This window comes from Anaeromassilibacillus sp. SJQ-5 (assembly GCF_054108045.1).
In genome coordinates this window covers 1,500,280-1,526,617 of record NZ_JBPJWQ010000001.1, presented here as the reverse complement: position 1 = coordinate 1,526,617, position 26,338 = coordinate 1,500,280, and the positions used below count along the sequence as shown (strand labels likewise).

Annotated in this window: 21 protein-coding genes; 16 read left to right on the top strand and 5 right to left on the bottom strand. The window is 63.7% G+C overall.

Annotated elements, in window-relative coordinates; all coding sequences use genetic code 11:
• Positions 1-23: 23 nt before the first annotated feature.
• Positions 24-854: a P-loop NTPase gene (locus ACSAMM_RS06645; RefSeq protein ID WP_178723776.1), complete on the top strand. Its 831-nt coding sequence runs from the start codon at positions 24-26 to the stop codon at positions 852-854.
• 491 nt (positions 855-1,345) lie between these two features.
• Here ACSAMM_RS06645 and ACSAMM_RS06640 read toward each other — a convergent pair whose 3' ends face one another.
• Positions 1,346-1,984: a S24 family peptidase gene (locus ACSAMM_RS06640; protein WP_178723772.1), complete on the bottom strand. Its 639-nt coding sequence runs from the start codon at positions 1,982-1,984 to the stop codon at positions 1,346-1,348.
• A 371-nt stretch (positions 1,985-2,355) separates the two neighbouring features.
• On the opposite strand from ACSAMM_RS06640, the gene ACSAMM_RS06635 reads away from it, so the two are divergent.
• The 11 genes from ACSAMM_RS06635 (at position 2,356) to ACSAMM_RS06585 (ending at position 10,784) form a co-directional block, all read left to right on the top strand.
• Entirely contained in the window at positions 2,356-2,733 is a 378-nt protein-coding gene (locus ACSAMM_RS06635) for a hypothetical protein (RefSeq protein WP_178723769.1), read from the top strand.
• Between the two features lie 3 nt (positions 2,734-2,736).
• Positions 2,737-3,012 carry a hypothetical protein gene (locus tag ACSAMM_RS06630; protein WP_457790612.1) on the top strand — a complete coding sequence of 92 codons (276 nt, stop codon included), beginning with the start codon at positions 2,737-2,739 and terminating at the stop codon, positions 3,010-3,012.
• Positions 3,000-3,167 carry a hypothetical protein gene (locus ACSAMM_RS06625; RefSeq protein ID WP_178723763.1) on the top strand — a complete coding sequence of 56 codons (168 nt, stop codon included), beginning with the start codon at positions 3,000-3,002 and terminating at the stop codon, positions 3,165-3,167. The genes ACSAMM_RS06630 and ACSAMM_RS06625 overlap by 13 nt, the downstream gene beginning before the upstream one ends.
• Positions 3,157-4,446 carry a PBSX family phage terminase large subunit gene (locus ACSAMM_RS06620; protein ID WP_457790611.1) on the top strand — a complete coding sequence of 430 codons (1,290 nt, stop codon included), beginning with the start codon at positions 3,157-3,159 and terminating at the stop codon, positions 4,444-4,446. Before ACSAMM_RS06625 ends, ACSAMM_RS06620 begins: the two co-directional genes overlap by 11 nt.
• Positions 4,447-4,570: 124 nt before the next feature.
• Positions 4,571-4,837, top strand: a complete 267-nt coding sequence (locus ACSAMM_RS06615; protein WP_457790610.1) for a hypothetical protein — start codon at positions 4,571-4,573, stop codon at positions 4,835-4,837.
• Between the two features lie 5 nt (positions 4,838-4,842).
• Positions 4,843-6,564, top strand: coding sequence for a hypothetical protein (locus ACSAMM_RS06610; protein ID WP_457790609.1), 1,722 nt, complete (start codon positions 4,843-4,845; stop codon positions 6,562-6,564).
• Positions 6,533-6,904 carry a hypothetical protein gene (locus ACSAMM_RS06605; protein ID WP_457790608.1) on the top strand — a complete coding sequence of 124 codons (372 nt, stop codon included), beginning with the start codon at positions 6,533-6,535 and terminating at the stop codon, positions 6,902-6,904. Before ACSAMM_RS06610 ends, ACSAMM_RS06605 begins: the two co-directional genes overlap by 32 nt.
• Before the next feature lie 148 nt (positions 6,905-7,052).
• On the top strand, positions 7,053-7,964 hold the full coding sequence (locus tag ACSAMM_RS06600; RefSeq protein ID WP_457790607.1) for a hypothetical protein: 912 nt from the start codon (positions 7,053-7,055) through the stop codon (positions 7,962-7,964).
• 75 nt (positions 7,965-8,039) lie between these two features.
• Positions 8,040-8,429, top strand: coding sequence for a hypothetical protein (locus ACSAMM_RS06595; RefSeq protein WP_457790606.1), 390 nt, complete (start codon positions 8,040-8,042; stop codon positions 8,427-8,429).
• Entirely contained in the window at positions 8,411-10,444 is a 2,034-nt protein-coding gene (locus tag ACSAMM_RS06590; RefSeq protein ID WP_457790605.1) for a hypothetical protein, read from the top strand. Before ACSAMM_RS06595 ends, ACSAMM_RS06590 begins: the two co-directional genes overlap by 19 nt.
• 139 nt (positions 10,445-10,583) lie before the next feature.
• Positions 10,584-10,784 carry a hypothetical protein gene (locus ACSAMM_RS06585; RefSeq protein ID WP_457790604.1) on the top strand — a complete coding sequence of 67 codons (201 nt, stop codon included), beginning with the start codon at positions 10,584-10,586 and terminating at the stop codon, positions 10,782-10,784.
• A 117-nt stretch (positions 10,785-10,901) separates the two neighbouring features.
• On the opposite strand, the gene ACSAMM_RS06580 is transcribed toward ACSAMM_RS06585, so the two are convergent.
• The 4 genes from ACSAMM_RS06580 to ACSAMM_RS06565 form a co-directional block, all read right to left on the bottom strand.
• Entirely contained in the window at positions 10,902-11,123 is a 222-nt protein-coding gene (locus ACSAMM_RS06580; RefSeq protein WP_178724781.1) for an NINE protein, read from the bottom strand.
• Between the two features lie 302 nt (positions 11,124-11,425).
• Complete coding sequence (locus ACSAMM_RS06575; RefSeq protein ID WP_457790602.1) at positions 11,426-12,781, bottom strand: GH39 family glycosyl hydrolase; 1,356 nt, start codon at positions 12,779-12,781, stop codon at positions 11,426-11,428.
• Between the two features lie 124 nt (positions 12,782-12,905).
• Positions 12,906-14,795 carry a DUF5696 domain-containing protein gene (locus tag ACSAMM_RS06570; RefSeq protein WP_457790600.1) on the bottom strand — a complete coding sequence of 630 codons (1,890 nt, stop codon included), beginning with the start codon at positions 14,793-14,795 and terminating at the stop codon, positions 12,906-12,908.
• 4 nt (positions 14,796-14,799) lie between these two features.
• The gene (locus tag ACSAMM_RS06565; RefSeq protein WP_178722089.1) at positions 14,800-15,666 is read right to left on the bottom strand and encodes a helix-turn-helix domain-containing protein; all 867 of its coding nucleotides are present in this window, start codon (positions 15,664-15,666) and stop codon (positions 14,800-14,802) included.
• Positions 15,667-16,101: 435 nt separating this feature from the next.
• Here ACSAMM_RS06565 and ACSAMM_RS06560 point away from each other — a divergent pair, with 435 nt between their 5' ends.
• Genes ACSAMM_RS06560 through ACSAMM_RS06545 form a run of 4 tightly spaced genes read left to right on the top strand, consistent with a single transcriptional unit; the run spans position 16,102 to position 26,313 of the window.
• Positions 16,102-18,027 carry a DUF4838 domain-containing protein gene (locus ACSAMM_RS06560; RefSeq protein WP_457790598.1) on the top strand — a complete coding sequence of 642 codons (1,926 nt, stop codon included), beginning with the start codon at positions 16,102-16,104 and terminating at the stop codon, positions 18,025-18,027.
• 21 nt (positions 18,028-18,048) lie between these two features.
• Positions 18,049-19,743 (top strand): DUF4838 domain-containing protein, encoded by a 1,695-nt coding sequence (locus ACSAMM_RS06555; RefSeq protein ID WP_457790596.1) that lies wholly within the window; start codon positions 18,049-18,051, stop codon positions 19,741-19,743.
• A 47-nt stretch (positions 19,744-19,790) separates the two neighbouring features.
• Positions 19,791-21,635 (top strand): extracellular solute-binding protein, encoded by a 1,845-nt coding sequence (locus ACSAMM_RS06550; protein ID WP_457792160.1) that lies wholly within the window; start codon positions 19,791-19,793, stop codon positions 21,633-21,635.
• A 40-nt stretch (positions 21,636-21,675) separates the two neighbouring features.
• On the top strand, positions 21,676-26,313 hold the full coding sequence (locus tag ACSAMM_RS06545) for a hypothetical protein (protein ID WP_457790594.1): 4,638 nt from the start codon (positions 21,676-21,678) through the stop codon (positions 26,311-26,313).
• The last annotated feature ends 25 nt before the right edge of the window (positions 26,314-26,338 follow it).

Sequence of the window (26,338 nt, the reverse complement as noted above, 5' to 3'; positions counted from 1 at the left end):
AAGAGAAAGGATACGATTTTCTTATGAGCGAAACCTGCAATCACGACTGCGAAAGCTGCCAGGCGGGGTGCCCCTCGGCCGGAGAGCCGCAGGATCCGCATGCCGCTCTCAACGAGTACAGCGCGGTGAAAAGGGTGGTGGCGGTCAGCAGCGGCAAGGGCGGCGTGGGCAAATCCTCCGTCACGGCCATGCTGGCGGTGCTGATGGCCCGCCGAGGCTACAAGGTGGGCGTGCTGGACGCCGACATCACCGGCCCCTCCATTCCCAAGGCCTTCGGCATCACCCGCAAGGCCAAGGGCACGGCCATGGGCATCATGCCGGAAGAAACCCACATGGGCATTAAGGTCATGTCCATCAACCTGCTGCTGGAGCATGAGGATCAGCCGGTGGTCTGGCGCGGTCCGGTGCTTTCCGGCGCGGTGACCCAGTTCTGGACCGACGTGGCCTGGGGCGAGCTGGATGTGCTGTTCATCGACATGCCGCCGGGAACCGGCGATGTGCCGCTGACGGTGTACCAGTCCATCCCGCTGGACGGGACGGTCATCGTCTCCACCCCCCAGTCCCTGGTGCAGATGGTGGTGGGCAAGGCCCACAAGATGGCGGGAATGCTGAACATCCCGGTGCTGGGCCTGGTGGAGAACATGAGCTACGCGCTCTGCCCCGACTGCGGGAAGAAGATCCCGCTGTTCGGCGAAGGGCTGGACGAGGCGGCGGCCCAGATGGGCGTGCCGGTGCTGGCCAAGCTGCCGCTGAACGCGGACATCGCCCGGCTGTGCGACAGCGGGGAGATCGAGCGGGTGGTCTGCGAGGAAATGGACGGCGCGGCCGACGCGGTGGAAGCGCTGCTGAAATAATCGGAACAGGAAAAATCCCCCCGCCCTAGCACAAGGCGGGGGGATTGCCGCGTTCGGGGTGTCCGCGCAGGGCGGACGGGGGGCGGCGGGTTATACAGGGGGTACAATGGATCGACGCGTCGGGGGCTGGTGCAGGCCTCCCAGGCAAAGGAAGATTCCTACCAGAAACCGCTGTCGCCCGTAAGGGTGTTCGACATGACAATTCAAGGATCGTCTAAAAATGTGATGGGTTTATGGACGGTATATACGAATATTTGTTACTGAAGGGGCATCGAGTAACACTCCGGTAACACCCCTCAGCCCGCATGGCGGCTGGCTTTTTTATGATGTTGTAACTTGTAACCGGTTTCCTATAAAAGATGTAGAGACTAGTACTGGTACAGAAAAAGAGGCTAGGAAAACATGTTGCGGAGCCGGTTACAGCCGGGAAAACCCGCGAAGCCGCTTGGCGCCTGGCTTTTTCCGTGTAACCGGCCATGTTACCGGGCCGGTTACAGGTAACGGCGGCGGCTTTCCGCCACCGGCCCGAGCAGCCGCACCCGCTCCAGCGCCTCCCCCTCGAACCGGCGGGGCGGATAGTACGGGTTGACGCTGCGCAGCTCCAGCCAGCCGGGGCCGTGGAACACCTGCTTGACCAGGCCTTCCTCCCCGTCCACCAGGGCCACGGCGTATTGGCCGCTGTCCACCGTGTCCTGCCGGCGGATAAGCACCAAATCCCCCTCGCACAGCACGGGGGCCATGCTGTCCCCGGTGACCCGCAGCCAGAAGAAGTCCTCCCCCTTGCCGAAGCGGGAGGCGTCAGCCGGCTCATAGCCGAGAATTTCCTCCTCGGCCACACCGCCCACGCCGCCGCGCACCGTACCCAGGATAGGCACCGGGCGGGTCCGGCTCTCGGCGGCGGGTTCCGGCTCGTCCCGGCCCAGCAGCCAGGCGGGATCCACGTCGAAATGTTCGGCCAGCAGCCGCAGGGTGGGGCGGTTGATTTTGGAGGTATCGCCCCGCTCCCAGCGCAGGACGGTGGATTTATGCACCCCGGCCAGGGCTCCTATCTGGGCCAGGGTTTCCCGCGCGCCCAGGCGGCAGGCGCGCAGGCGTTTGGCCGCCAGGTTGTCGCTGTCCAGCGGATTCATAAGCATTCTCCTTTCGGTCGGCGGCGCCGGCGGGCTGGTCGTCTTACAGCAAGCGTTGAATCCATCAAGACTGGCGGCTTGGCGGGGAAAACCTGCACCAAGCCGACCACTGGATGGAATCCTTCCGGTCCTAGCATAGCATATTTTGCAACTTTTTCCAAGGGGAAAATAAAAAAGTTGCAAAATGCACTTGACAAATGCTGGGAAATGGTGTATCATAGAGTTAACAAAGCGATACGACGGAACTCGGGAGAGGCCCCTTTGGGGTGGGAATCTTCCGGGTTCTTTTTTTATGCTGCGGGCAAGGGTGCGTCCCACGCCGCGGGGCGCTTTGTATGAAGTTGCATAATGCAACTAAGAAAGGGTGCGGGATGGATATGGAACAGCGGCGGGGCGGCGGGCTGGCCGGGGTGCGGGCCGCCGTGAGACGAGCGCGGGAGTACGCCGAGGAGCGGGGGCTGCCCCTGACGGTGGAACGGCTGGCGGCCGAGCTGCAGATGCGGCCGGAGGAGCTGCGGGCGGCGGCGGAGGGCGGGCCGGCCGGGGGCGTAAAGGACGAGAGGGCCCTGCGGGTTCTCCGCCGGGCCTACGGCGAGGCCATGGCGAGCGTGGTGGAGCACGCCTTATCCAAGGGAGGCGGGGCCTCCATGCATCAAGCGTATCTTAAAAATTACGGCGCGCTGGGCAGCGAGGGCGGGGAGAGCAAGGCCCCGGTCTGCTTCACCGGCGGCGACCGGCTGGAGGAATGACAAATGGGATGGTATGCGCAAATGGAAAAGGAACAGGAATGGGACGCTATGGCCGGGGATGTACGGATGATGAAGCTGCTCTACCGGCGCAGCCGGCTGCAGGATGCCCGGTGGAAGCCGTTTTTCAAGCGGCGGAACAGAGCGCTGGGCGAGAAGATACTGGCGCTGGCGCTCAAGCTCTGGAAAGTGCGGGGCTATGGCTGGAAGATGATCACGCCTCTCGACCAGGGCGGCATCGTGCAATGGGACGAAAAGGCGGGGACGTCGTGGACGATTTGATACGGGAGTATGAGCAAACGCTGGCCGCCCTGCTGGAGCGGCGGGAGGAGCTGAGCGGCCAGCGGCTGCTTTTCGAGAGACGGCTGGCGGTGCTGGACGCGGAAATCGGGGAGGTGTCCGAGGTGCTGCGCGGCCTGCGGGGCTATGGGCGGTGAGGTGGATATCCCGGCGCTGGTGGGGGGCGGCTACGGCGCGTTCTGGAACTGCCGCAAGCGGTACCGGGCGGTCAAGGGGGGCAAGGCCTCCAAAAAATCCTGCACGGCGGCCCTGTGGTACATCTATCACCTGATGCGGCTGCCGGGAGCCAATCTGCTGGTGGTGCGGGCGGTGCAGCGCACCCACCGGGACAGCACCTTCGCCCAGCTGCGGTGGGCCATCCGGCGGCTGGGGGTGGAGCATCTGTGGGGCGCGTCGCTCGAGCCGCTGATGCTCTGGTACAAGCCCACGGGGCAGCGGATTCTGTTCCGGGGGTTCGACAGCGCCGAGAAGCTGGCCTCCACCACGGTGGAGACGGGGGCGCTTTGCTGGGTCTGGGTGGAGGAAGCGTACGAAATCGCCGCGGAGGAGGAATTCGACAAGCTGGATCTTTCGGCGCCCCGGGGCCGGGTGGAACCGCCCTTGTTCAAGCAGACCACCCTGACCTTCAACCCCTGGGACGGGCGGCACTGGCTGAAGGCCCGGTTCTTCGACCATCCGGGGGAGGACGTGCTGGCCGTGACCACCGATTACCGGGGCAACGAGTTCCTGGACGAGACGGACCGGGCGGTGTTCGCGGCCATGAAGGCGCGGCAGCCCAGGCGGTACGCGGTGGCGGGGCTGGGAGAATGGGGCGTGACCGAGGGGCTGGTGTTCGAACGGTGGGAGGTGGCCCCCTTCGACGAGAGGGCGCTGCCGGCGGCTTACCGGCGGGTGTTCGGGCTGGACTATGGCTATGCCAACGACCCGACGGCGTTTATCGCGGCGGCGGTCAGCCCGGCGGACAAGCGGCTGTACGTCTACGACGAACACTACCAGGTGCGGATGCTCAACAGCGACATCGCGGCCATGCTGCGGGCCAAGGGGGCGGCCAAGGAGCGGATCCGGGCGGACAGCGCGGAGCCGAAATCCAACGAAGAGCTGCGGCGGCTGGGGATCACCCGGCTGCGGGCGGCGGTCAAGGGGCCGGATTCCATCCGCAGCGGCATCGCGCGGCTGCAGGAATACGACATGGTGATTCATCCCCGGTGCGTCCACACGGCGCGGGAGCTGGCGGGCTACGCCTGGGAGACCGGGCGGGATGGCCGGCCGAGCGGCCGCCCCATCGACAGCGGGAACCATCTGATGGACGCGCTGCGGTACGCCATGGCGGACGTGCCAGCGGTGGATCGCCAGCCGGGCCGGGTGGAGGCAGGGCGGCTGATCCGCCCGGAGGATGTGGCGGGAGGATGGGGATAAGGGGGGAGCCGCAGATAGACGCTGATTGGCGGGCCTGCTCGCCCCTACAAGGCAGCCACGGGGTTCTGCGAACCGCACAGTTCGCTTGATAGGACTCACAACCATAAAAAGGAGGTACTCTCCCATGCTCGATATGATTCTCGGCCTGGCCGGGGCCGCGGTCGGCCTGCTGCTGTTCGCCGCGGGCCGTTATACGACCCGCCCCGGCCAGGTAGCGGCCAAACGCCGGGCGGCCATTTCCCGGGAAATCCCATCCCGGCGCCCGGAGGACGGGCCGCCGCGCCCCCTTCCGCCTCTGCCGAAGGAGGACTGGCGGGCGCTCTACAATTTTCTCCATTACGACGGCGGCGAGATGCCGCCTCCCGATGAGCAGACAGGAAAGGACGGATGAACCCCATGGATCCGCATAATCTCCCGGACAGCCTGTTCCGGGAATACCGGGCGGGCCTCCGCTACAAAAACGCCCTGGGCGGGCGGGGCATGGCCGAGCAGAACCGGATAAACGGCCGGTTCTATATCGGCGACCAGTGGCACGGCGCCCGCTGCGGCGAGAGCCGCCCCCTGGTGCGGCACAACATCATCAAGCGCATCGCCGACTACAAGATGGCGGTGGTGGGCGCGGCGCCGGTGGCGGTGGAATACACGGCGGAGGGCGTCCCCGCCACCGCCGCCACCCTTCGGGCGGTGGAACGCCTGCGGGACGCGGGGGCCGGAGGCAAGCCGACCGCCGCCGCCTCCCCGGAGGAGGAAGCGGCCCTGGTGGCCTCGGCGCTGTCCGATTACTTCCGCGTCACCGCCGAACGGGTGAATTTCACCGACCTGAAGGATCGGGTGCTGCGGGATGCCTACATCACCGGCACCGGTGTGCTGTACACCTATTGGGACGAGGGGATCCCCACCGGGCAGTACGCCGATTTCTCCCGCACCGCCCCTATCGGCGGGGACATCGCCTGCGAGGTACTGGACATCGACAGCGTTTTCTTCGGCGACCCGGCGGAGGAGGACGTGCAGGCCCAGCCCTATATCCTCATCGCCCAGCGGCGGGGCGTGGACGATCTGCGGCGGCAGGCCCGGCGGCGGGGCTGCCCCGACTGGCGGAACATCGTCCCCGACCGGGAGGGCCCCCTGCCCGAGGACGAGGACGCGCCCGGCGGCCGAAAGGCCACCCTGCTGACCCGCTTCTGGAAGGAGTGGGACGAGACGGGGGAGCGGTACACCATCATGGCGGCCCAGGTCTGCCGGGGCGTGGTGGTGCGCCCGCCCTGGGATTTGGGGGTACGGCTGTACCCTCTGGCCGTCTTCCGCTGGGAGCGGGGGCGGGGCGGCGCGTACGGGGAAAGCGAAATCACCTACCTCATCCCCAACCAGATCGCCATCAACCGGATGATCACCGCCAGCGTCTGGGCCGTGATGATGATGGGCATGCCCATCATGGTGGTCAACGGCGACGTGGTGACCCAGCCCATCACCAACGACCCGGGCCAGGTGGTGCAGGTCTTCGGCACCGGGGAGGACGCGGACAAGGCCATTCGGTACGTCAGCCCGCCCGCCTTCTCCCCCCAGTTCGACCAGAACATCGCCTCTCTCATCGAGAACACCCTGGCCCAGGCGGGGGTCAACAACGCCGTGCTGGGGGATGTGCGCCCGGACAACACCTCCGCCATTGTGGCGGTGCGGGAAGCGGCCATCCTGCCCCTGCAGGTGGTGCAGAACCGCTTCTACGGCTTCTGCGAGGACGCGGCCCGGGTGTGGGCGGAGTTCTGGATCACCCAGTACGGCCGGCGGAGCCTGAAAATCCAGGACGAGCGGGGGACGTGGTATCTGCCCTTTGACGGGAACCGCTGGCGGGATTTGCTGCTGCATGTGCGGGTGGACGTGGGGGCCTCCACCCTGTTCAGCGAGAGCCGGGCGGTGCAGACCCTCGACAATCTGTTCGACCGGGAGGTCATCACCCCGGCGCAGTATCTCAGCCGCCTGCCCCGAGGCGCGGTGCCCAACCTGGCGGGCCTCATCCGGGAATTGAACAAGGAGAGTGACAGTCATGAAGCAGAGGATAGCGGATCCCGCCCCGCGGGAGAATCCGCCAATGGAAGAAACGACGCCAGCGGGGACGCCTGAACCAGACGGGACGGCCGCTCCGGCCGCCGCAGAAGCGGCGGATGGGAACGCCTCCCCCGCCCGGGACGAGGAATGGGAGCGGCTGCGGGCCGTTCTGCCGGAATGCCGGGGGCCGGAGGACGTGCCGGAGCCGGCGCGGCGGCTGGCCGAGGCGGAAGGGCTTCCCCTGGCCGACGCGTACCTGCGGTTTCTGCATCGGGAGCGGCAGCGGGCCGCCGAGGAGCGGGAACGGCAGCGGCAGGCGGCGGCACGCTCCTCCGGCCCGCTGGCCGGCGAGCGGGCCGAACCGCAGCCGGAACAGGAGGCCTTCCGCCGGGCGTTTGAAAAGGCGCTGTGGTAGGAACGCGGGGCTGTTGCAAAATGTAAAATTTTGCAACAGCCCCCTACAGGGGAGCCGCTGATTTCTGCGGCTCGCGTATACATATTTACCGGCCAACCGGCGGCGCTCTGCCGCCTGGCAATAACGACTGTAAAGGATGGATTGACACATGAGTTTACAACTGGACAACCTTGCACGGAACATGACCGACGAGCTGGACAAGGCCGTGGCGGCCAAGCCGGTCACCGGCTTCTTCGCCGACAACCCCCTGCGCAGCAAGTTCGTGGGCGCCAAAACGGTGCTCATCCCCGAAATGGAGATCTCCGGCCTGGGCGATTACGACCGGGACAACGGCTTTGTCAAGGGCACCATCGCCGTGTCGGCTCAGCCCCACGTGCTGGCCATGGATCGGGGACGCTCCTTCCAGCTGGATCGGGAGGACAACGACGAGACCGGCATCGCCGACCTGGCCGGTCAGGTGATGGGTGAGTTCGTGCGCACCCAGGTGGTGCCCGAAATGGACGCCTACATCCTCTCCAAGCTGGCCGCTCACGCCGTGAGCAAATCCCAGACCGTCACTGGCACCCCCGCCTCCCAGGCCTACAAGATGATGACCGACGCGGTGGGCAAGGTGCAGAACGCAGCGGGCTACGACGAGGAGCTGGTGGCCTTTGTCAACAGCGCCATGTGGACGGCCCTCCAGTCCACCACCGAGCTCTCCCGGCAGCTGGTGGTAAGCGACTTCCGCAAGGGCGAGCTGAACACCCGGGTGCAGTCCCTCAACGGGGTGGCTATTCTGCCGGTGCCGGACAACCGGATGAAATCGGGCTTCACCTTCTACGACGGGACGACCTCCGGCCAGGAGGAGGGCGGCTTCGCTCCCGCCACGGGGGCAAAATCCATCGGGCTGCTGGTCATGCCCCGCCGGGCCGCCTCCCTGGTCAAAAAGACCGAACAGGTGCGCGTCTTCGACCCGGCCCAGAACCTGGGGGCCGACGCTTGGAAATTCGACTACCGCCTGTACTACGACCTGTTTATCCGGAGCAGCCTGAGCACGGCGGTGTACACCTATGTATATTAACGACTGATAAAATTAACAAAAAAGGGGCCGCGGCGGAGAACCGCGGCCCCTTTTGCGGAAAGGGAGGCTTTACCTATGGCAACCGGACAAGAGGTTTTGAATCAGGCGCTGCTGCTGTTGGATTATGCCGGCCGGTACGCGGGGGGACAGGCCGCCATGGCGCGCCGGGGGCTGGCGGCGGTCAACCAGGCGTACTGCGACCTATGGCACATCGAGGGGCGGGGCGCCTTCGTCCCGCTGAGGACGCTGGACGGCGTGCTCGAGCTGTCGGAACGGGCCTGCGCCGACATTTTGCCCTATGGCGCGGCCATGTTTCTGGCCCAGTCGGAGGGGGACGGGGACAGCCAGCGGCTGTATGCCGCGCTGTATAACCAGAAGCGGGCCGGGGCGGTGAGGCGGCCCCTGAGGGTGCGGGACACCCTGTTTGGCCGGGAGGAGGACGACGGATGCGGTATGGAGAAATGAACGGGGCGGCGGTCAAGCGGCTGACGGTGCCCCGCCTGGACGGCGGACTGAACCAAAGCGGCGCGGCCCACCGCATCGCCGACAACCAGCTGGCGGACGGCGTCAACCTCTGGTGGCAGGAGGGGGCGCTGCGCACCCGGCCGGGGTTCCAGACGGGGCCGACGCCCTGGCGGACGGCCGGGGAGGGGGTGACCCGCCTGTTCAGCAGGGAGGACGGATCCGACCGGGAGGTGGGGGAGCGGCAGCCCGTGCGCCGGTTTGTGGAGCGGCGGGGGCTGGCTGGCGGGGCCGCCACCTACGTCGTGGGCACCTTGCGCGCCGACGGGACGGTGCACACCAGCGGGGCGGTGAGTTTGACAGGGCCGGCCTCCGGCCCCTTTGCCAACGATCACGGCCTCGTGGTGGATTGGTGGGAGGCGCCGCTGGTCTTTTTTGGCTGCGGGAAGGTCTATCGCCTGGAGGCGGGGAGCCTGACCGACATCGGCGGGGAAATCCCCGTGCCCCGGCTGCTCATCGGCGGGCGGGGCGTGCCCTCCTCCTCGTCGGAGCCGATCATCCAGACCGGGGTGAGGGAGAGCCGCAATCTCCTGACCCCCAAATTCCGGGCGGTGTACACCACCGATGGCAAATGCTCCGCCTTTTACCTGCCCCTTCAGGGGTTGGATGACGCGCCGGTGACCGCGGCGCTGACCATGGCGGCGGGCACGGTGACCCACACCGTCCCGGCGGGGGCCTCGGCCGGCGGGCTGGGGGCGGACGGGTACCGGCTGCACCTCGACCGGGCCCGGGGCTGTGTGTGGTTCACCGACGCGGCGGGAAACGCGGCCATGCCCCCCTTCCGGCAGGCCAACAACCTGGACATCACCGCCTCCAAGGCCGATGAGACAGGGCGGGACCGGATATTCGGCATGACCTTTTCCACCTGGTTCGGCGGGGATCCCACCAACATGGGAGGCGGCACCCGGCTGTTCCTGGGCGGCAACCCCCGCTGCCCCGGCCGGGTGTACTGGAGCCAGTTCAACAACCCCCTCTATTTCCCGGAATACAATTACAGCGTTGTGGGCCGGGAGGATGAGCTGGTGACCGCCTTCGGCCACCAGGGGGACAACCTGGTGCTGTTCAAGGAGCGGGAGGTATACGCGGTCAACTATGTCCAGCGGCCCCTGGACGCCGAGAAGATCACCGATTTGACTACCCTGGGGGCCTATTTCCCGGTGACCCAACTGCACAGCTCCATCGGCTGCGGCGCGCCGGGCACCGTCACCCTGTGCGGCGGACGGCTGGTTTGGGCCGACCGGGGACGGGTGTATATGCTCTCGGGCGTGGACGCCTACAGCCGCGCCAACGTGCGCAAGCTGTCCGCCCCGGTGGAAAAGGCGCTGGCCGCGTTTGCCCCGGCGGATTGGCGGGAGGCGTCGGCGGGGGTGTATGCCGGGCGGTACGTCCTGCTGGTGGGCGGGTCGTTCTTCCTGCTGCCGGCGGAGGAAGGGGTGCTGCGCCGGCTGGCGGGGACGGCTGGGGAGACGGCGGCGCAGTCCCTGCTGAACTGGAGCCGCTGGGAGCCTCCCGAAGGAGCGCGGCCCCTGTGGCTGACCGCCCGGGAGGAGAGCGCGGCCCTGCTGGCCGAGGCGGCACTGCCGGGCGGCGCCGTCACCCTGGGAATGTGCCTGGATGGGGACGACGACCGGGTGCCCCTGACGGTAGACGGGGAGACGGCCGAGCGGCCGGTGGCCTGGCTGGCGGCCACCAAGGCGTTCGACTGCGGCGCGCCCGATCGGAGGAAAGCGTTTCTTTCGGTGCGGGCGGGGCTGGCGGTGGACAATCTGCGCCCGGCTATGGCCGCCTACGTCACCGAGGATGGCGTCTGCCCCGATCCGGTGCTGCTCCCGCCCGAGGGCGGCTGGCTGCGGCGGATCCCCGGCGCGGCGCGGGCCCGGCGGCTGGGGCTGCGGCTGGAGGGCACCGGCACGGTGGAAATCGACGGCGTGACCCTGCTCTACCGGTTGCTGGGGTGAAAGGTTTTCACAGGCGGTTGCCGTTGGAGATAGACGGGTGTAAGATGAAGGAGAAGACTATGGGACTGCTGTCGGATATATTTACCGCTTCGTTTCGCGGCGAATCCTCGCCTCGGCTTCCCCATAGGAGGTTGATTGGATGAAAGAATACGATCGGGTTCGATTGCTTGTGGAAAAAGAGTGCTATGCGGAGGAAGGCGTTCACAAGGGGATGGACGGCTGGATTTGCAATGAGCAGAGATGCGAGGGAAGCTGGCTGGTTTGCTTCGATCAATACGGCGATCTGCCGAACATCGCTACCATTGCCGTTAAGGTAGAGGACATGGAGGTCATCGATTAGGAGGCCCACGGGGAATACAGGGACGGCATCATCCGCCCGTTGACTGGTAAGAAATAAACAAAGAGCCGGGGCGGCGGGGAGAATCCCGCTGTCCCGGCCCTTTTGCCGTTGTATGTTTTATTCGGCGAGAGGATTGCCCTGCGCGTCGGTCGTGATTTTACCGCACAGGATCATGATCCCTTCGATGAAGCCCCAGATACCGCCGATGCCGCAGGTGACCAGGGAAACGACGATGCGGATGATGCCCTTCTTGGTATCCCCCAGATAGAACTGGTGAACCCCCCAGGCGCCCAGGAAAATCCCGAGCAGACCCGCCGCCATTTTGCTTTTCTGATTCATGCAAATCCCTCCAACGAAAATATGCAAAATTCCCGGATGGAATTTTGTCGATAAGGAAAGCGGACAGGCCGCCGCACGGCCTGAATTCGCAAGCGCCTTTTATCCATTTTACTCAGAGCGAACCGAAAAAAGACGCGCGTTTCTTCGACAAAAATCGATCTGGCATTAGCATAGCATATCTATTTTCTGGCTGTCAAGTAAACGATGCTAATTTTTCTCATAAAATTTTTATGCGTTTTTATTTTATAATGGAACCCGCCGGCCCCGATGAGAGGGTCGGCGGGTTTCGTCGATGCCGTTTGCTAGAACGCGGCGGTCAGTTCTATCAAACAAACCGTATGGTTCTCCAGGCGAATCGTTTGCGCCACATCCTCGCCGTGGTAGATTTCGGTACGCTCCAGCTCCAGATCCCGGTCATGGTTCAGCAGATACAGCTCGGCCTTGATGGGCCTGGCCGGATGGAGCTTTTTCATGTCCACGGTATAATAATCGCTTTCGCCGCCGTAGTTGCTGATCAATATCCCGCTCTTTTTCTCCCCAGCGGCCGCCAAGACGTACAGGCCCTCTCCCCGCGCCTGGGTTTCGACTATCCGGCCGCCGAGCCGGTACAGCCGGCCGTACGCGCGAAAGGCGTGATAGGTTTTTTGCGGCACCGCATAGCGGTCGAACAGGCCGCAATAGCGCAGCTTGGGCTGTCCGTCATAATAGGTGGCGATATCCACCGGAAGCCGGTTCATTTCTATCATCGAGGCCGCCGCGAAGGACGCGCCGATCTCACTTTGCGCCGTTTCAAACAGGCTTTTCGCCACCAGACCCCGCCCGGCGTCGCGGATGGCCCTCCACAGCTCCAGGTCCGGCATGTCGTCAGAGCCGAAATAATTCCATTCGTCAAAAATCCGCTCCACATGGGACAGCCCGTATTTGGCAAGCAGCCGGTCGATGGCCGTCACATAGCTTTCCAATTGCTCCATTCGCCGGTAATACAAATGGAAGGAAAAGAAGTCGAGAGGAATCGCTTCCTGCGCGCACTGCCGGAAAAAGTCCTCCGCAAAGTCCAGGACGCCGGCGAGCGCGCAGCCGCCCACCTTCAGCGACGGATCCAGCGCCTTGATGCCGGCGGCCGCGGTTTTGTACAGATCCCGGTATTGCTGCGCCGTTCCGCCGTCCCACATTTCATTGCCCAGGTCCGGCTCGTTCCAGATTTCCCAGTAGGAAATGCCCAGCGTAAAGCCACCGGCCCAGCCCTCGTTATAATGCCGGATAATGTTCACGCAGATTCGCGTCCACTTTTCAAAGTCCTTGGGCGGCCGCGCGTACCGCTTGAAAATGCTGTGATCAATGCTTTCTCCCAAGCGATAAATCGGTTTCGCCCCCAGCCGGTCGATGGCTAGCAGCAATTGATCCGTATGCTCAAAAAAGTAATTGGCCGGATCGGATTCGTCCGCGTCGAAATTCGGAAAAATCCTGGAGATGTCCACCAGCGTCCGGCTGGTGGGCGTGTCCGTGTCGTGCAGCCGAATGAAAGGGATGCCGATTTCCTCATAAAAGGCGGAGGTATCGATTAAGCCGGATTCGCTCAGCGGCCCGTTGCATATGCCGTGCACGGGCTTGACCGCCTGTCCGCTCTGTCTGTCGAAGCGAACGGTTATGGTTTTCATGTGGCCCATCTCCTTTGCGCGCATTTCCCGCCCGGCGGAACGGTCGGGTAATTATCCTAATTATAGGGCGCTTACGCCAAAGGATCCACAGGGCTTTTTGCTGATAGTATGGATTTGTTGCTCTTCAGCTTTTGCCGGGGTATACCCGGTAGGTGTCCGCGTCGAAATCCACCTCGATGGCGGTGCCGTCGGAATAGGTGGCGCGCTGCCGGCGGAAGTTTCCTGACAAAAACTCGTGCCGGATCATCCGCTCGAAAGCCAGTGAACGGCTCAGCTCGCACAGCGCGGTGCATTCCGCGATCTCCTCCTCGCCGGCGTCGATGGACAGATAGGCGGGGTTGGCGTTGAGGGCGGCATGGGTGGAATAGCGGTCGTTGTTCGGGATGCCCCAGCTGCCCAGGGAGGCCTGGAAGCTGTTCCAGTGCACCAGCACCGCGTCGTGGTACACCAGGTTGAACAGCGGCACGGGGATGCCGTTGCCGATACCGTTCCACAGGCTGGGGGACAGGGAATAGGGGGCGTGGGACACCGTGTCCAGCCAGGGCAGGAAACAATCCATCGGCTCGTCCGAGCCGACGGCCAGCCCGTGGCTGCGGGCCAGGGCGAAGGCGGCCCGCCGCGCCTCGATGCATTCCCGCTTGCTCATGGGGTGCAGCGGGTTGAAGCATTCGTCCACCGCCCCGCCGGAGAAGGAGCCGAGATGGATGCCGTCGAAGGCGATGCCACTGTCCTGAAAGCGCTTCAGGTTCCGTTCCAGGTAGTCAGAGGCCTGGGTGGCGCACAGCAGGGACTGCCGCCCCCCCTGCCACAGGCTGAGGACGGGGAGATTCCCCTGCCGATCGAACACCGCCTGCTCCTGGCGGAAGCTGGGGGCGTTAAAATAGAAATCCCGGTACTGGTCGTGGATGTCGAAGGGCAGCCCGTGCTCCCGGCATAGCGCCGCGAACCGCCGCATCCCCTCTTCGCCCCCGATGGCCTCGTTGATGGGGAACAAATCGGGATGCCCGTTGTCGTAGCCCCGGTTGCCGCAGCCGTCCAGGTGGACGGTGAAGCCGGCGGCCCCCTTTTCCAATAGGGCCTCGATCTGCTTCCAGCGGTATTCGAAGGAGTAGAAATATTCGTTCATCTGGGGCAGCCGGCGGCGGTACATGGGGGAGAGCTTATCCACCGAGACGAAAAGAAAATCGTGCACCACCGGCTTGCCGATCCGGGCGGCCAGGGAGGGGGTGCGGGCGATTTTCTCCCGCAGGGTCAGCAGTTCCCCCCGCCGCTCCACGATCCGGCGGTAGTTCAGACACATGGCGTTGTAATCGCCGCCGCGGAAGAAGTAGAACCGGCATTTCCGCCGGTAGGCCATCCGGCCCAGGGAGGGGTACCAGGCGCTGCACACCGCCGTTTCCCCGCCCGGCTCGTGCTGCAGGGCATAGCCGCCGTCCCAAGGGGTTTCGCACACGCACTGGCAGGCTCCGCCGCCGTACGCCTGCCCCCACCAGGGCATGTACCCGTCGGACTCGAAATACCGCCCGTCGCTGTAGGTCTTAACGGTATTTTTCCACTTGGCGGGGATGAGGGTGCCCTGCATCATGGGCAGGACGGTGTATGCCTCCCCGTCCTCGCAGTCGAAATCCAGCGACTGGGGGAAGCAGACGCGGCGCACGGCGCCCGCCTCGTCCCCGGTGATTTCCAGTTCGCATTCCAGCGAGCCCTCGTCCCCCCGCAGGCGGTAGACTGTTTCGACGCACAGAGGCAGCTTTGTTCCGCCGCAGTAAAAATCGGCGTACCGGGCGCGCAGGCAGCCTCCCGTTTCCTCCGCGTATTCCCGTATAAGGACGGAGCGGGCCATGTCGAAGGGAATGGTCTGTACAGCGCCGTCCACCTCCGCCTCCAGAAACGGCGGCCGCTCGGATGAAAAGGCGTACACCACATCCCGGTGGGTCACCCGCAGGATGCACCGCCGGGGGTCAAGCTCGGCGAAAAACGTCTCGCCCGCCTGCAGATAATAGGGGGTATCCATATCGTCAGGCCCCTCCCTTTTTCAAAGATTTCTCATACTCCGACGGCGTCATGCCGGCCACGCTCTTGAACATGCGGGAAAAATAGTGGATGGAGGAAAAGCCCAGCCGTTCGGCGATTTCCGTGAAATTGTACCGGCCGGAAGCGATGAGCCGGCGCGCCTCCTCGATTTTCATCTCGTTGAAATGGGCGATGATGCTTTTCCCCGTCTTCCGCTTGTACAGGCTGCTCAGGTAGCTTTTGGACAGGTTGAGCCGCTGACAGATGTCCTCAATGCTCACGCTGTCGCACAGGTGGCGGCGCAGCTCCTCGTTGGTGCGGGCGACCAGCTGGCTGCGGGAAACCGGGGCCGCGTCCTGTGCCTCGGGGCACTGCTCCAGCAGCTCCAGCAGGAACAGCTCGATCTTGGCCTGCAGGATCTGCTTGACGGAAACGGTGGTGTCCTTGTCCACCGAGTCGGTGTACTGGCGGGAATCCGCCGTGATGTTGAAGATATCGTCGGCGTAGTCGATGATGTCCCCCAGCGCCTGAAAGCCGGAGGGGGACAGGGCGGTTTGCAGGCGGCCGAGCCGCTCGAGCCCCTTGCCGTCCAGCTCCAGCGCCATGGTGAACACCCGGGTGGGCGTCTGCCCCGTGACGCGGATGCTGTGGGGCCACTCGGCGCTCAGCAGCAGGATGTCCCCGCCCCTCAGCACGGCGGTCTCCGCGCCGATGCGGATGTGCAGCTCCCCCTGTATCACATCATACAAGGTCCAGCAGTTGGTGGTGTTGTCCTCCAGCACAAAGGGGGAGTCGTACTGATCCAGGCGCATGTACGCGATGCTGTTGACCTGGATGTCCTTGTCGAAAACCAGCTTGTTGAAAGAACTCACGGATGCAGCCACCTCCTAATAAAACGATTATGCAAACCTTCCATTGGGGAAAATGCGGAAATGCCTAAAATAAGCGCGCGGATCGCCGCAGGCTTATGGCAGGATAACGGGATAGCCGCCGCGCTTATTGGCGGAGCACGGATGATAAAGTAGGAAAAGATAAATCTAACCATAGAATACCAAAGAATACCGGCCGTGTCAATCGAAGAAACTCGATAACAGTTGGTATGTACTGGCAATTAAAATAGAAATATCTCGGGCGCCTTGCTATATTTCGCATGGATGTTCCAGTTTTTCCAAACGAATGTGCAAAAATAAGATAAAATCGTGTAAATACTTTTTTATAAATCCTCACTATAATGGAAGTGCAAAAGGAAGCACGCCGCAAGTTTTGGGGAGGGGGATCCCCCCCTGTGAGGAAAGGAAGAGACGACTATGTGGAGATCCGTACGCATCCGCTGGCTGAGCGCCTGCGCTGCGGCCGCCCTGCTGGCGGTCGGCCTGGGCGGCTGCCATCCCGGCCAGACCCCCGCGAGCAGCGATTCCTCCGTGGTGACGGACTATCCGCCCGTGAGCACGCCGACCACCGAGCCCTCTGGATCCGCCACGACGACGGAATCCACCGGCCCGGAGGATACCGGTCCGGGCGGCAGCCGGTTGGTGACCGTCACCCGCCGGGTGTCGGACACCTCGGTGGTTCCCGGCACCCCCGGCACACCGGACGTTTACAACCCGGTGTACACCCTGCAGAAGGGGGACTTCTGCCTGATTAAGAAGGGGGAGGTCAAATCCACCATCGTCGTGTCGGAGGACGCCGGCCCCAACGTGACGGCGGCGGCCAACGACCTGGCGGCCAACCTGCAGAAAATGACCGGCAAGACCTTCCCGATCAAGAGCGACAAGGAGACGGTGGCGGGCAACAAAATCCTGGTGGGTAAAAGCCGGTACACCGCCGCCGCGGGGGTGGATATCCCCTCCCAGTATCCCGGCAAGGAGCTGTTCCGGGTGGTGGCGGGGGCCAACCTGCTGATTCTCGCCGGCAACGACGCCGGGATATACAAGGGGTCCCAGTTTGCCGTGACCTATTTTCTGGAATCCCTTGGCTTCGGCTGGTTCGGCACCGATGACCTGTGGACGGTGACGCCCAAGGGGGACACCATTTACGCCACCTCCTGCGACATCACGTCCCAGGCCAGCTTCTCCTCCCGGTACACCCGCCTGAGCGCCGCCGAGCCTCAGCTGACGAGCCGCTGGTTTGTCGGCGGGGAACTCACCCAAACGGATCATTCCCTGCCCAACCTGGTGTCCCCCGACCTGTACGGGGAGCATCCCGAATACTTCGGCTACTCAAAAGGAACGCGGGATCCCAGCGGCAAGCGCTGGTGGCAGCCCTGCCTGTCCAACCCCGAGGTGCAGCAGCTGGTGGCGGATCAGATCATCGATTTCTTTAAGACCAACCCCAATTACACGGTGGCCTCCATCGGGCAGAACGACGGCAACGGCGACCCTGCCAGCGAGGATTACGCCAACTGGTGCGAGTGCGACGACTGCAAGAAATTTGCGACCGACTTCACCCAGGCCATGATGAAGTTCGCCAACATCATCGGTCAAAAGATTGAAAAGCAGTGCCCCGGCAAATCCATCATGTTCTACGGCTATTTCCCCACCTTCACTGCGCCGGATACGACGGCCCTGAAGGCGGAGGATAACGTGGTGATGATGCTGTGCAAGGAGGGCGGGCTGACCCGCTTCATCCGCAACGGCAACCTGTTCAACGCCGCCATCGGCCAGCCGCAGTTCAAGGACAATTACCAGGCGTGGAAGGATCTGGGCTACCAGATGGCCATTTACGAGTGGAACTGCCCCGGCGCGGCCAGCGACAAGTGGAAGGACATGTTCTGGATCCAGGGCGAAGTGTTCCTCGATAATCTGAAATGGCTCAAGCAGAACGGCACGCAGTATCTGTGCATGGATCAGGGCCCCAACCCGGCCTACGAGCGGGCGGACGGCTATATGGACATCCGCTGGCCCCTGTGGTACGTGTCGGCCAAGGGCATGTGGGACTGCAATCTCAGCTTCGAGGACATCCTGATGCCGGCCTGCAAAAAGCTGTTCGGCCCCGCCGCCGCGGACATGTACGCCTTCTATAAGGCGCTGAACGACGCCAACAAAAACTGCACGGCCCCCAACTACTATTGGGCGTTGCCCGAGCCGGAGCAGGTCTATACCGCCCAGTGGATCGCCAAGGCGGACGCCGCCATGGACAGGGCGCTGGACGCGGCCGCCAAGGCCGGCGGGGACGTGTTCAAACGTGTGGAAAACCAGTCGGCCAATTGGGAAGTTACCAAACAATATACCTAGTAAGCGAGGAGAAGCACATATATGGAAGGCAATCGGATACGGCTGGCCAGCGATTTCTACATCACGCGGGACGGGACGCCCGCCGCGAGTATCGTGGTGCGCACCGGCGCGCCGGACAAGGTGATGGAGGCGGCCCGGGATTTGCAGGACATTATACGCCGGATGAGCGGGGCGGAGCTTCCCATCTGCGACGACGCCTTCCGGGTGGAGGGCAACAAAATCCTGCTGGGCCCCAGCGGCTACACCCGGATACATAACGTCGTCTTTCCCGAACAGAAAGGGGAATGGTGCCTGCTGCGCCGCCGGGAGGACACCCTGGTGCTGGCGGGCAACGACGAGGGCTGCTATACCGGCACCCAGTTCGCCGTAACCATGCTGCTCGAGCGGCTGGGCTGCGGCTGGTTCGGGCCGGAGGAGCTGTGGCAGGTGATCCCGCAGAAGAAGACCCTCACGGTGGGGTATCTGGACATCCTGCACACCCCGCAGTTTTCCTGCCGGCGCACCCGGGTGCTGGAGAAAAACCCGGAAATCGGCCGCCGCTGGTATCAGGGGGGCGACAAATCCCTCATCGAGCACGCCTACAGCATCCTGTTCCCCCGGGAGCAGTATTTCGAGGCGCATCCCGACTGGTATTGCATGCATGGCGGCGTGCGGGATCCCTACAACAACCGGAGCATCCACCTGGAATCCTGGCAGATGTGCTATTCCAACCCGGAACTGGCGCAGGCCACGGCGGACAAGGTGATCGCCTTCTTCGACGCGCATCCCGATTACGCCAGCTATTCCCTGGCCGCCAACGACGGGATGTACGAGGGCTTTTGCGAATGCGAGGAATGCCAGAAATGGGGGATGCCCGGCGAGGTGATGATGGAATTCGTCAATCGGGTGGCCCGGCTGACGGCGGCGAAGTACCCGGACAAAACCCTGTATTTCTTCGTCTATTTCCCCACCTTCGATCCCCCCAACCGCTTCATTCAGGCCGAGCCCAACGTGCAGCTCATGTTCTGCAAGGAATCCTGCATGTATCACCCGGTGGACAAGGGGCCAGATTGCGGGTATCATGAGGATTACGAGTTCGAGTTTCGCTATACCCAGTACCCCCGTCCCTGGCGGCAGACCATGGAGAAATGGCTGGAAATGACGGGCCTTAGCTCCTTCTGCATCTGGGAATGGTACTGCCCGGCGGCCTGCGTCACCTCCTGGGAGCATCTGCCTTGGGTGCAGGGGGACGTGGCCACCCGCAACCAGCGCTTCTGGCACGACAAGGGCGCCACCTTCGTGTTCTATGACCAGGGGCCCAACGATTACTACCACGACACCGAGAAGAGCTATCCCCTGCGCTGGCCCCTGTGGTACGTGGTCTCCAAGGGGATGTGGGATAAGGACCTGACCGGCACCGACATTCTCACCGACGCCTGCAAAAAGCTGTTCGAACAGGCCGCCGACGTGATGCTGTCCTACTACCTGGCCCTGGCGGACATCAGCCGGGACTGCCACGCCAAGAACATCGCCTGGCAGAGCGCCGAGCCCTACGAGTTCTACACCCCGGCGGCCATCGAGCGGGTGGATCGCATCCTGGCGCGCGCCGCGCAGCTGCTCGACGAGGTCAGCGGGCCGGTGCGGGCCCGCATGGAAAACCAGATGGCCCTGTGGGAAGCCTGCAAACGGCAGGTGGAAGCCTCCTACAGCGGCTCGGCCTATCAGCCCATCTATTGACACGCTGCCAATCCGCTTGAACGAAAGGAATGAGTCGTTTGAAAGCCATGAAGATACAGCGAGCAATTGCGGCGGGGCTCACGGCCCTGCTGTGCGTCTGCCTGCTCGGCTCCTGCAAGGAAGGCGGCGGCCCTGCCAGCGATCCTTCCGTCGCCGAGGCCAGCCGGGTGCCCGATATTTTCGAGGACGGCCTGTTCGGGGACGACGAGGCGACGGCCAGCGGCCCGCAGGCAAGCGGCGGCCAGGCCGACACTCCCTCCGGCGGCGGGCAGACCCATACCGCCAGCAGCGGCAGCCAGACCAGCAGCAAGCCGCAGGCCGGCGACACCTCCAGCCGCCCCACCAACTCCGGCACCCAGAACCTGGTGGGCAACACCTACACCAGCGGCTTCCCCATCGTCAAGGACAAGGTGACCCTGAAAATCCTGACCTACAGCCGTCCGGCCCACGCCAAGGACTGGGACAGCATGTATTTCTCCAAGAAGTACGAGGAGAAAACCAACATCCATATCGACTGGAGCGTCGTGCCCCAAAGCTCGATTCTCGAGCAGACCAAGATCATGCTGCAAACCCAGAGCTATCCGGACATCCTCATCGTCCCGGCCGGCGTGCTTTACGATTCCGACGTGTACACCTACGGCACCCAGAACGTCCTGTGGGACAGCAGCCAGTCCTTGAAAACCTACGCCCCCAATCTATACGATCTGATGAAAAACGACAAAACCATCCGGATGTCCGTGCAGCAGCAGAACGGTTCGATCTACTCCCTGCCCTACATCAACTACGACTATCCCGGCGCGCCCGGCCACGCCTGGACCATCAACAAAAAATGGCTGGATAAGCTGGGGCTGTCCATCCCCAAAACCACCGAGGAGCTCGAGCGGGTGCTGCTGGCCTTTAAGAACAACGATCCCGACGGCGATGGCATCCAGAATCAGGTTCCCTTCATGACCTTCTGCCATCTGCCGGAAATGTTCGGCCCCTGGGGCCTGTATTTCGACTGGGCCAACAACGTCACCATGGACAACAACGGCAAGGCGCAGTTCGTCTTCACCCAGAACGAGATGCGGGAGGCTGTGCTTTACTGGAAAAACCTCAAGAAGCAGAACCTGCTGGACATCCCCTGGACGGAGCGCTCCAGCACCGAAATGGCTCAGATTATCAACGGCGGCAAGGTGGGGATGTTCCTCTGGGGCGACCCGTACACCAGCGTGAATCCCGACGTGCTGAAAAACTACGTGGTCATCGACGTGCCGAAAGCCTCCACTGGGGTGGGCGCCAACTACACCCCCGGCGTCATGCGGCACAATGCCAACGTCCAGGGCAACAGCACCTTCATCTTCAACACCTGCAAGAACAAGGAAGCGGCCCTGCGCTGGATGGACTATTTCTATTCCTACGAGGGCAACGCCTTCAAGACCTATTTGGACGTGGACTATAAATATCTGAAAAAGACCAGCGGCGGCAAGGTGTACGTGGATGTGCCCGAAGGGGGCAACACCCTCAATGACACCCCCGGATCCGTGCTGCCCGGCATCTACGACGCGTATTTCTCCACCAGCTATTTCGCCCCCAACCCCAACCAGACGGAGAAATCCAAGCTGGCCTCCTCCTGGTCGCAGACGGTGGTGAGCACCTACAAAAAGCAGGTGCCTAAGTACATCTGGCCGGACATTACCTTCACCGCCTCCGAAATCAAAACCATTAAGAGATACGAGCAGTACCTCAATTTTGATACCTGCTGGTACACGGTGCGGCGGATGATCGAAAGCGGATCCGACGTGGTGGATCCCTCCACCGGCTGGAACACCTGGGTGTCCAGCAAAACCAAGGCAGGCCTGGACGAATATCTGGCGGTTCACCAGAAGGCCTACGACCGCGCGTCCAAATAGCCTGCAGCCGACATTTCCGAAGAAAGGAATGGGCAAACGCATGAAAGAGAGGTTTGGAAGGACAGGAGGCCGGCTGCTGGCATTGCTGCTGGCGGCCGCGGTGACCGTCTCCCTGGCGGTTCCCGGCGCCCTGGGGGCGCTGGCCGGGGAGACCGGCCCCAACCGGATTCTGTACGACGGCTCCACCGTCGAGGGGATCCACCGCATGGGCGGTATGGACGTCGAGTATGCCGTGCGCGAGGGCGCCGGGTATTACGGAGACGCCCTGGCCATCAACCCCACTAAAATGCTGGGCAGCGGCTGGGCCGCCCTGCCCCTGTCCGGGGCGGGGGAGCTGGATTTCGCCGCCGCCAAGGGCATCGCCATGTATGTAAAAATCCCCGCGGTCACCCAGACCAATTTCTCCATCCGGTTAATCGACGAGGGCTGGAGCACCTGGGCTGAAATCGGGAACAGCGCGGAGCTGACCTATGTCTCCCTGGACGGGACGGTGCAGACCAAGACGCAGGAGCCGCCCTTCGACGGCATGCCTGGCTTCGAGGGCTTCGTGTTCATCCCCTACGAGGCGCTCTCCGCCGGCAGCACCCCCGGCCGCGCCATCACCGAGCACATGGCAGCGGACGGCTGGAACATCGAGTTCGGGTATTATAAGCGCAACGCCGATGAAATCGGCCCCGATTACCTGTACGACTGCATCGGCTTTTACTCCGATATTGACGCGTATATTGCGCTGGCCCGCGATCAAATCCCGGGCCCCAACCAAATCCTGTACGACGGCTCCACCGTCGAGGGGATCCACCGCATGGGCGGTATGGACGTCGAATACGCCGTGTGTAAGGGCGCCGGGGCTTACGGCGACGCCCTGGCCATCAACCCCACCAAAATGCTGGGCAGCGGCTGGGCCGCCCTGCCCCTGTCCGGGGCGGGAGAGCTGGATTTCGCCGCCGCCAAGGGCATCGCCATGTATGTGAAGATCCCTCAAGTCACCCAGACCAATTTCTCCATCCGGTTAATCGACGAGGGCTGGAGCACCTGGGCCGAAATCGGGAACAGCGCAGAGCTGACCTACGTCTCCCTGGACGGGACGGTGCAGACCAAGACGCAGGAACCGCCCTTTGCCGATATGCAGGGCTTCGAGGGCTTCGTGTTCATCCCCTATGAGGCGCTCTCCGCCGGCAGCACCCCCGGCCGCGCCATCACCGAGCACATGCAGGCCGATGGCTGGAACATCGAGTTCGGCTACTATAAGCGCAACGAGGACGAAATCGGCCCCGATTACCTGTACGACTGCATCGGCTTCTATTCCGACATCGACGCCTATATCGCCGCCGCCGACGCGGCCAACGACCGCACCAACCCCGTTCTGTACGACGGCGCGAGCGTCAAGGGCATCGCCCATAAGGGCGGCGCCGACGTGTCCTGGTCGGTGGTGAAGGACGCGTCCTCCCACGGCAGCGCCCTGGCCATCAACCCCACCAAAACGATGGGCAGCGGCTGGGCCGCCCTGTCCCTGGCCGGTGCCGCGGGCGTGGATTTCTCCGCCCTGTCCGGTATCGCCATGTATGTGAAAATTCCGGACGTCACCCAGACCAATTTCATGATCCGCCTCATTGACGACGGCTGGACCACCTGGGCGGAGGTGGGGGACAGCGCGGAGCTGACCTACGTCTCCCTGGACGGGACGGTGGAAACGAAAACGCAGGCCCCGCCCTTTGCCGATATGCAGGGCTTCGAGGGCTTCGTGTTCATCCCCTATGAATCCCTGACCGCCGGCAGCACCCCCGGCCGCGCCATCACCGAGCATATGCAGGCCGCGGGCTGGAACATCGAAATCGGCTACTACAAACGCAACGAGGACGAAATCGGCCCCAACTACCTGTATGACAACATCGGCCTTTATACCGATATCGAGGGCTATATCGCCGCGGCGGGCCGGGTGGTGGAGCATCCGGACGAGGAACCGGACGACCCGGGCTTCGAGGGCGGCGAATGGGTCGCCAACGCCGGCGATCCCGCCGGCATCACCGTCGGCCACGGGGAGGATATCGCCGTCAAACAGGCCGCGGCCGTCTCCAAGTACGGCAAGGGCGTGGCCATCAACCCCACCAAGGTGGAAGGGGGCGGCTGGGCCGCCGTGGCGGTCAACAAGCCGGAGGGCTTCGACTTCCGGGGCACCAAAGGGGTCGTGACCTATGTCCGCTTCCCCGAAGGCGTGACCGCCACCAACCTGACCATCCGCCTGATCAAGAACGACTGGAGCGCCTGGTATGAGGTGGGCACCGGCATCACGGTGACCCTCGTGGACAAAAACGGGGTCAAAACCGAGAAGGGGCAGACCCTGCCCTTCGAGAACCTCCAGGGCTACGAGGGCTATGTGTTCATCCCCTATGAGGCGCTGTATGCCGGCAGCAGCCCCACGGTAGACACCGCCGCCCTCAACGACTGGACCGACTGGTCCATCGAGATCGGGTATTACAAGCGCAACGCCGACGAGATCGGCCCCGACTATATCTTCTACAGCTTCGGCTTCTACACCGATGTGGACGCCTACGTCGCGGCCATGGACGCCCGTCACCCCAACTTTGTGGCCAATACCGGCACCATGGACGGCGTGCGCATCACCGGCGGATCCACCACCGAGCCCGACAAGGATATCGCCGTGGAGGTGCGGGAGGACGCCACCCAGTTCGGCGACGCGCTGTCCATCTATCCCAAGAAAACCTACAGCGGCAACCTCGCGGCCATCCCCGTCCATAAGCCGGAGGGCTTTGATTTCAGCAAGACCAAGGGCCTGGCCGTGTACATCAAATTTCCCACCACGGCCATGGCCACCAACCTGAGCATCCGCCTGATCAAGGACGACTGGTCCCAGTGGTTCGAGATCGGCACCAGCGTGACCCTGACCACCCTGTCGGTGATGGGGGAGAAGAAGTCGGTCAGCCAGTTCCTGCCCTTCGAGGATATGCAGGGCTTTGAGGGCTTTGTGTTCATCCCCTACGAGGCCCTGTACGCCGGCAGCCCGGGCCAGGTGGATTTTGACCTGCTCAACTCCTGGGAGGATTGGTCCATCGAAATCGGGTATTACAAGCCCAACGAGGCCGATGCCAACGTGGATTACCTCTACGACAATTTCGGCTTCTATTCCGACCCGGAGGAGTACGCGGCCCTGTGCGGCTTCGTCGCGCAGGATAAGCCCAGCGACGACGTGTATTTCAACTTCGGCACCGACGATCTCGGCTGGTACCTGGTCAACAACATGCTGGATACGGGCGCCACCACCTTCGGCGGCTTCGGCGCGGCGGTGTCGCCCACCGCCGATACCCCGGACGGCGCCGGCCTGCTCGTGGCGGGTCAGAAGGCGTTCCGGGTGGCGCTGAAGAACTTCCGCGCCGGGGACTCCCGGCTGAAGGGAACCGCCGGCCTGCTGTTCTACATCCGGGCGGATGAGGCCGTGGCGGGTCTCGATTTCACCATTGGCCTCGTCGACGAGACCAACCCCGACGCGGTGGAGCTCTACGAGTTCGACAGCTACGAGGGGGATTACTACTACGCCCCAACGGGCGGCCGGCTGTATAAGGTCTCCCGGGACGCGATCCGCCTGCCCGCCGGGTTCGAAGGGGTCGTCTATTTCCCCTTCGAGACCTTCCTGCCCGCTGCCGGCAGCGTACCGGATAACCTGAAGGTGGATCCCGACGGCGTCACCCGCGTCACCATCGCGGCGGAGCCGAATAATGCCGAGCAGGGCGATGTCGTTTTCACACTTGACAACCTAAGCTTTTACGCCAGCCAGGATCAGCTGGAAACCATGGTGGGCGCGCCCTGCGACCCGAGGGATTTCCAGGTGTCGGCCACCGGCGCGGGCAGCGAGTTCGTGACCCTGACCGGCGACGCCCTGCGGGTGTACGATCCCGCCATGACCTATGAGAAGCTCCAGGCCCTGCTGACGGTTTCGGGGGATGTCTCCCTTCGTCTGCTGGACGCCGGCGAACAGCCGGTGAAGCCCGGGGATACGCTGGCGCCCACCTTCCTGCTGGCCGTGCTGCGCGGGGAGACTATCGTCGCCCGGATTCCCGGCGCGGTAGTAACCAAGGATGTGCCGGATGACCAGAAAACCCTGGTGCAGCCGGGCAAGCCCGCCATCCCGGACAAGACAGTCACCGTCGACCGCGTGGTGGTTGACGTCCTCTTTGAGGACGATCCCGCCGGGGAGGAGAGCGAGCCTCCCGTCAGCGGTGGGGAAGGGGAGGATGCCCTGCTGACGGTCAAGCGCAGCGCGCAGGCTCTCGTGGAGCTGGGGGAGGGCAGCGTCACCGTGCGGCAGAACATGGCCGCCACCCGGTTCTTCAGCGCCTTCAACGTCCCGGACGGCGTCACCCTCAGCCTGGCCGATACGTCCGGTGCCCCCTGCGCCGGCGGCGCGGTGGTGGCCGACGGCTTCACCCTGATCGCCACCAAGGCGGACGGCGAAGAGGTGCGCTACACCGTGCGCAACGAGCTCAGCCAGCCGGCTGATAATCCGACCCCGCCGGCCAGCAGCCAGGCCGGCCAGTCGCCGGAGGCCTCCACCCCCGTGTGGGTGTGGATCCTCGTGGCGGCGGGCGCTGTCCTGGTGATCGCCGCGGCCGTCCTGGCCGTGGTGCTGGTGAGAAAACGGAAACAAACGCAAGCGGACAAATAGGTGCCGCGCCGGGAGAGGACACGCG

Coding starts and splice junctions, on each gene's coding strand:
- ACSAMM_RS06645 (WP_178723776.1), top strand. CDS start 24: ATGAGCGAAACCTGCAATCACGACTGCGAAAGCTGCCAGGCGGGGTGC.
- ACSAMM_RS06640 (WP_178723772.1), bottom strand. CDS start 1,984: ATGAATCCGCTGGACAGCGACAACCTGGCGGCCAAACGCCTGCGCGCC.
- ACSAMM_RS06635 (WP_178723769.1), top strand. CDS start 2,356: ATGGATATGGAACAGCGGCGGGGCGGCGGGCTGGCCGGGGTGCGGGCC.
- ACSAMM_RS06630 (WP_457790612.1), top strand. CDS start 2,737: ATGGGATGGTATGCGCAAATGGAAAAGGAACAGGAATGGGACGCTATG.
- ACSAMM_RS06620 (WP_457790611.1), top strand. CDS start 3,157: ATGGGCGGTGAGGTGGATATCCCGGCGCTGGTGGGGGGCGGCTACGGC.
- ACSAMM_RS06615 (WP_457790610.1), top strand. CDS start 4,571: ATGCTCGATATGATTCTCGGCCTGGCCGGGGCCGCGGTCGGCCTGCTG.
- ACSAMM_RS06610 (WP_457790609.1), top strand. CDS start 4,843: ATGGATCCGCATAATCTCCCGGACAGCCTGTTCCGGGAATACCGGGCG.
- ACSAMM_RS06605 (WP_457790608.1), top strand. CDS start 6,533: ATGGAAGAAACGACGCCAGCGGGGACGCCTGAACCAGACGGGACGGCC.
- ACSAMM_RS06600 (WP_457790607.1), top strand. CDS start 7,053: ATGAGTTTACAACTGGACAACCTTGCACGGAACATGACCGACGAGCTG.
- ACSAMM_RS06595 (WP_457790606.1), top strand. CDS start 8,040: ATGGCAACCGGACAAGAGGTTTTGAATCAGGCGCTGCTGCTGTTGGAT.
- ACSAMM_RS06590 (WP_457790605.1), top strand. CDS start 8,411: ATGCGGTATGGAGAAATGAACGGGGCGGCGGTCAAGCGGCTGACGGTG.
- ACSAMM_RS06585 (WP_457790604.1), top strand. CDS start 10,584: ATGAAAGAATACGATCGGGTTCGATTGCTTGTGGAAAAAGAGTGCTAT.
- ACSAMM_RS06580 (WP_178724781.1), bottom strand. CDS start 11,123: ATGAATCAGAAAAGCAAAATGGCGGCGGGTCTGCTCGGGATTTTCCTG.
- ACSAMM_RS06575 (WP_457790602.1), bottom strand. CDS start 12,781: ATGAAAACCATAACCGTTCGCTTCGACAGACAGAGCGGACAGGCGGTC.
- ACSAMM_RS06570 (WP_457790600.1), bottom strand. CDS start 14,795: ATGGATACCCCCTATTATCTGCAGGCGGGCGAGACGTTTTTCGCCGAG.
- ACSAMM_RS06560 (WP_457790598.1), top strand. CDS start 16,102: ATGTGGAGATCCGTACGCATCCGCTGGCTGAGCGCCTGCGCTGCGGCC.
- ACSAMM_RS06555 (WP_457790596.1), top strand. CDS start 18,049: ATGGAAGGCAATCGGATACGGCTGGCCAGCGATTTCTACATCACGCGG.
- ACSAMM_RS06550 (WP_457792160.1), top strand. CDS start 19,791: ATGAAGATACAGCGAGCAATTGCGGCGGGGCTCACGGCCCTGCTGTGC.
- ACSAMM_RS06545 (WP_457790594.1), top strand. CDS start 21,676: ATGAAAGAGAGGTTTGGAAGGACAGGAGGCCGGCTGCTGGCATTGCTG.